This is a genomic window from Actinomadura soli, assembly GCF_005889715.1.
Taxonomy (GTDB): domain Bacteria; phylum Actinomycetota; class Actinomycetes; order Streptosporangiales; family Streptosporangiaceae; genus Spirillospora; species Spirillospora soli.
This window is the reverse complement of the sequence record NZ_VCKW01000385.1, coordinates 1-5352: the sequence shown is the minus strand read 5'-3', so window position 1 is coordinate 5352 and position 5352 is coordinate 1. Positions and strand designations below refer to the sequence as shown.

At 70.7% G+C, this 5352-nt stretch carries 4 protein-coding genes; 3 read left to right on the top strand and 1 reads right to left on the bottom strand.

Annotated features, from left to right (window positions below):
• Nucleotides 1–404: 404 nt before the first annotated feature.
• The 3 genes from ETD83_RS38770 (at nucleotide 405) to ETD83_RS38760 (ending at nucleotide 4299) form a co-directional block, all read left to right on the top strand.
• On the top strand, nucleotides 405–1847 hold the full coding sequence (locus tag ETD83_RS38770) for a helix-turn-helix domain-containing protein (protein ID WP_138650166.1): 1443 nt from the start codon (nucleotides 405–407) through the stop codon (nucleotides 1845–1847).
• A gap of 150 nt (nucleotides 1848–1997) precedes the next feature.
• Nucleotides 1998–2708 carry a FadR/GntR family transcriptional regulator gene (locus ETD83_RS38765; protein WP_138650165.1) on the top strand — a complete coding sequence of 237 codons (711 nt, stop codon included), beginning with the start codon at nucleotides 1998–2000 and terminating at the stop codon, nucleotides 2706–2708.
• Between the two features lie 319 nt (nucleotides 2709–3027).
• Nucleotides 3028–4299 (top strand): CynX/NimT family MFS transporter, encoded by a 1272-nt coding sequence (locus ETD83_RS38760; protein WP_205718132.1) that lies wholly within the window; start codon nucleotides 3028–3030, stop codon nucleotides 4297–4299.
• On the opposite strand, the gene ETD83_RS38755 is transcribed toward ETD83_RS38760, so the two are convergent.
• Nucleotides 4300–4608: a type II toxin-antitoxin system VapB family antitoxin gene (locus tag ETD83_RS38755; protein ID WP_138650163.1), complete on the bottom strand. Its 309-nt coding sequence runs from the start codon at nucleotides 4606–4608 to the stop codon at nucleotides 4300–4302.
• Between the last annotated feature and the right edge of the window lie 744 nt (nucleotides 4609–5352).

Here is a 5352-nt window from a genome sequence, read left to right as displayed (position 1 = left end):
CGCCTACGCCCACGTCCTCTCCTGCACCCACCTCCGCACCTTCTGCGCCCAAGCCTGCGCCGACGTCTGCGCCCATGCTTGCCCCCATGTCCAGGTCCACGTCTGCGCCTACGTCCGTGCCGCTGGCCGGTGAGCGCGGGCGGCTGGACAATATCGGCGGTTTTGGCGATCTTTTCTGGATGGTCAGATACCGTCCGAGAGTGACAGGCGCGGCCGTCGCCGGGGCATGCACCGGCGGGAACCGGCGCGCCACAGCGGTGCGGTGGCGCGCGCACGGGGCCCCGGCGGGCCCGACCAGGGGGTCTCTTCTCTTGCCGCTTCGTTACTCTCGATGTGCGATAACCCGCAATGTGCAATCATGTCGGCACCCCAGCCGCCTGTTTACTTCCGCTAAGTGAGTCCACATGCCGGGTCCAGGCAACGTCGGCGAACGTGTCCGCAACCTGCGGCTGACCAGACGCTTGTCGCAGGCACAGCTCGCCGGTCACGACCTTTCCGACAGCTACATCTCATTGATCGAATCGGGCAAGCGCACTCCGACGCCGACCGTCCTGCGCATGCTGGCCGAGCGTCTCGGCTGCACGCCCGAGTACCTCGCCGAGGGCGTCGAGCCGGAGCAGCGCGCCCACCTCGAGGTACGGGAGCGCCACGCCCACCTGGCGCTGCTGCGCGGCGACCCCGTCACCGCCGAGGCGGGCTTCGATGAGGTGATCGCGCGCAGTGACGATCCCGACCTCACCTCCCGCGCCCGCTGGGGCCGCGCCCGCGCCCTGGAGGAGCTGGGCCGCGTCGACGACGCGATCGCGGTCTTCGAGGAGCTGCGCGAACAGGCCGAGCGTGACCCGGGACGGGCGAGCTGGCTGCCGCCCGTCATCGCGCTGGCGCGCTGCTACCACGCCGTCGGCGACCTGGGCCAGGCCATCGCGCTCGGCGAGCGGGCCGTCGAACGGCTGAACCAGCTCGGGCTCGGCGTCGGCGAGGAGTACACCGAGGTCGGACGTATTCTCCTGCTCGCCTATGTGGATCGCTCCGATCCCGCGCGCGCACACGAACTCGGACGGCGGCTTCTGCACCCGAAGGGCGCAGCGGACGAGCCGACGAGCGTCCACTACCAGCGGGCCAGCATGCGCTCGCTGGAAGAAGGGACGATCGGCGACTCGCTGTACTTTGCCGACCAGGCGCTGGCCGCGCGCGGCGACAGCGGCCCGGCGCAGTCTCAAGCACGCCTTTCCCTGGCGGCCGCCAAGGCACTGCTCAGGGGCGTGACGCCGTTCTCGGCCGTCACCCAGCCCGACGCTGTGGCCACCGGTGCGTACGGGTTCGAGCGTCCGCGTCCTGAAGGCTCCCCTGAAGCCGCACAGGAGGCGTTGCGGCTTCTCCAGGGGACGACCAGTCTCAATGGGGACGAGTCCACCGAGAGCACCATCGCCAAAGCGCGCGCGCTCGTACTGGTCGGCGACCTGGACGACGCCATCGCCACCCTGGAACAGTTCCTTGACACCGGGCTGGCGCTGTCCGCTCCAGAGAACCCCCATGCCGTGACCCCGCCGCCCGACGCCGACGCGGCCGCCCGGACGCACAAGACCGTCCTCGCCCGTCTCGTCCTGGCCCGTGCGCGGGTCGCGCAGGGAGACCCGGCGGCCGCCCAGGTCGTCCTGCGCGCGGCGTCCGAGCAGCTGGCGACGCTGCCTGCCGGGCGCCCGTCCGCCCACCTGTTCCGTGAGCTGGGCGAACTGTTCGAACTCGTCCAGGACGCCGAGAGCGCCGCGATCGCCTACCGCCGAGCCCTGGAGGCCGCCGGCCTGTCCGCATCACCCTCGACGTCCAACGCCAGAGCCCGCGTCTGACGCTAAAGCCCGCGTCCGACACTTCGGCGTCGCGCTCCCGTAGGGCCACCTCAACGCTCCGCCAGCGGTACCGGTCACAGGCGCATGGTTCCGGGCTGACCGGGGCGGAATAAAGTCGCGCCGAGGAGTGTCATATCATCGAAACGTAGGATGACTGGATTATCGGAGGTAAGGGTTACGCTGCGGACGGCTCGGCGGTCCTCACTGGTCGATCAGGTGATCGACCAGCTCAGGGACGAGATCGCCGGTGGCGGGTGGCCGGTCGGCGTGAAGATCCCGCCGGAGCCGGTGCTGTCCGAAACCCTGGGCGTGGGGCGCAACACCGTCCGCGAAGCCGTGCGTGCGCTCACCCATGCGGGGCTCCTTGAGAGCCGCCAGGGCGATGGCACGTACGTCCGGGCCACGAGCGAGCTGTCCGGGGCCGTCCGGCGGCGGTTGGAGACGGCGGAGCTCGTCGAGATCCTCGAAGTGAGGCGCGGGCTGGAAGTCGAGGCCGCACGTCTGGCCGCCGCGCGCCGCACCGACGCCGACGTCGCCGCCATCGCGGTCGCCCTCGCCCGCCGGGACGCCGCGTGGGCGGCGGGCGATCATTCCACGTTCGTCGAGGCGGACCTCACCTTCCACACCGCCGTCGTCGAGGCCACCCACAATCGGGTGCTGACGGACCTGTACCGCGACTTCAGCGCCGCGCTCAGGGCCAGCATCGGCGCGGCGGGCACCCTCCTCGAACACGAGGACGTCCCGCACGGCCCCATCGCCGCCGCGATCGAGGCCGGTGACGCGGAGGCGGCGACGCGGGCGACCCACGCATGTCTGGACCAGATCCTGGCCTCGACCGGCCGTCCCGAACCCGCCAGATAGCGCAACCGCCGCCCGCCTCACCCGAACCGACCGCACAAGCGAACCCCGAGCGGAGTCGCACAGCGAGGCCGACCGACCGCCCGCAGCCGGGCCGCCCGGCGCCGCATGGCGGAACCGGCCGCCTGGCGCCGAGCGCGCAGCAAGCCCGAGCGGACAGCAGGTCCGACCGGCCGCGCCGGCAGCCGGGACGCGTCAGCGAAAACCGACCGACCGACCTGCCGGCCACCTCCGGGCCGGTGTATAGCGAAGCCGTACGTAGCCGGTAGATCGCGCCCCCCTGCGGACGCGCACGCTCTGCCGGCGCATGACGAAGGACGAGATGAGAACCCACCTGCCCCGCGCCACGGCCGTCTGGTCGCTCATCGGCCTGGTGCTGCTGACGATCAACCTGCGCGCCGCCATCACCGGGATCGCGCCAGTGCTCGGCGACCTGCGCGACGTGTTCGGCCTGTCCGGCGCCGAGGTCGGCGTCCTGACCACGCTCCCGGTGCTCTGCCTGGGCGTCTTCGCCTCCGTCGCGCCGATGGTCGCGCGGCTGCTCGGCACCGAGATCGCCATCGCCGGATCGCTCATCATGATCACGCTGGGGATTCTGCTGCGCGTGATCGAGTCGCCGGTCTCGCTGTTCGTTGGAACGGTCCTGGCGGGTGCGGGGATCGCGATGGGCAACGTCCTCATGCCGGCCGTCATCAAGCGCGCGTTTCCCACCCGCGTCGGGTCGCTCACCGGGCTGGCGATGATGCTCATGGCGGCCAGCGGGGCCGTCGCCGCCGGGCTCGCGGTGCCGCTGGACGAGGCGGGAGGCTGGCGGCTGGCCCTCGCAGTGTGGGCCGTCCCGTCCGTGATCGCGCTGCTCGTCTGGGGGCCGCTCGCCGTCCGAGGCCGCCGCGCCCCGGCCACCTCGTCCGGTCCGTCCGGTCCGTCCGCTTCGTCCGCACGGACTTCGGCCTCGGGTTCGCTGCTGCGCTCGCCGGTCGCCTGGTATGTCGCGGTCTTCATGGGCCTGGCCTCGCTGATGTTCTACGTCCTGATGTCGTGGCTGCCGGAGATCATGCGGGACGCCGGATACGCGCCCGCGGCCGCCGGGATGATGGTGTCGGTCATGATGATCGCCGGCATTCCGCTGGGTTTCCTCGTCCCCGTGTTCGCCGCCCGGCTGCGCGATCAGCGTCCCCTCGTCGCGGCCGTCGCGATCACCATGGTCACGGGCCTCGGCGGCCTGATGCTGGCCCCGTCCGCCGGGTGGGTCTGGGTGCTCGTGCTCGGCCTCGGCACCGGTAGCGCGTTCCCGCTCGCCTACACGCTGCTCAACCTGCGCGCACCGAGCCCCTCGATCGCCGCGGGCCTGTCCGGGATGGCGCAGACCGGTGGATATCTCCTCGCCGGGTTCGGGCCGCTCGCGGTCGGTGTCCTGCACGATGCGACCGGTGGCTGGAACGTTCCTCTGGTGCTGCTGCTCGTCCTCGTGGTGCCGGAAGTGCTGTTCGGACTGCTGGCGGCGCGTCCGGGGTTCGTCCGTCCGATCCGGGCCGTCGCGGCACGTCCGGCCCGTCCGGAGATCGACGCACGGGAGCCGGTCCGGGCCCGCTGATCAGCTCAGGTCGACGGCGTCCAGATCCAGGACGCGGGCGTGCAGGACGAGCCGCTGGTGCAGCGCGGCCCGCAGCGCGCGATGCAACCCGTCCTCCAGGTAGAGCTCGCCCTGCCACTGGACCACGTGCGGGAACAGGTCTCCGTAGAACGTGGAGTCCTTTGACAGGAGCGACTGCAGGTCCATCTCGCGTTTCGTGCTCACGAGCTGGTCGAGGCGGACCTGGCGAGGCGGGATCTTGGCCCAGTCCCGGGACGAGAACCCGTGCTCGGGATAGGGCCGTCCATCACCCACCGCCTTGAAGATCACCCTCCGAGTCTACGGTGTCGCCATGACCCGGAGAAGGCGACTCAACAACATGAGTCACTCCTCTTACCGCCTCTGGTAAACGGTTTCCCCGCAGCTCAACGCCTTCGTGAGAAATTACCATCCACCCGACATTCCATTTACCAACGCCCACCGCGCGCCCCGGAGCCCCACTGGCCAAGCCCGGCCGCTTCCACCTCGTCGCATGTCCACCACCTGCCCCACGCCCATGTGCATGCCGCGCAGCCGTGTGCGCATCATTGGCCCACCATGTGTAGCTCGGTGTAGTTCGGCGCGTGTGACCGCATCTGTGCGTCATGCCTCCCGACCAGTGGTCCGCATGTGTGTTGCTGCGCCGCCGTGTGCGTCGTCCGTCCTTGCTGTGTGCAGGTCGGCGGCCGGTGGCCACGCTTGCGTTGTGTCCCGTCCTGAGTGGGTGCGCGTCCACGTGTGAGGGGTCGCGCTCGTGGAGGCGTGGCTGTGTCGAACGTTCGGGGGGTGGGCTCTGTTCGGGTGCGTAAGCCGTGCCGATGCGCGGACGTGGGGCCTTCGGGTGTGGCTCCGGCTAGGACGTCTCTCAAAGTGGGCCTCAGCTCTCGCGCGGGCGTGTTGCTCGCCTGAATGCGGCGACGCCGCGCTCGCGCACGGCCCGGCTCGGTCGCGAGTCGCCAGGCGAGCGCCATGGCGGGACTTTGAGACACGGCCCAGTTCCAGCGAGAGGCGGGTGGCTGTCTCTTATAAACATCT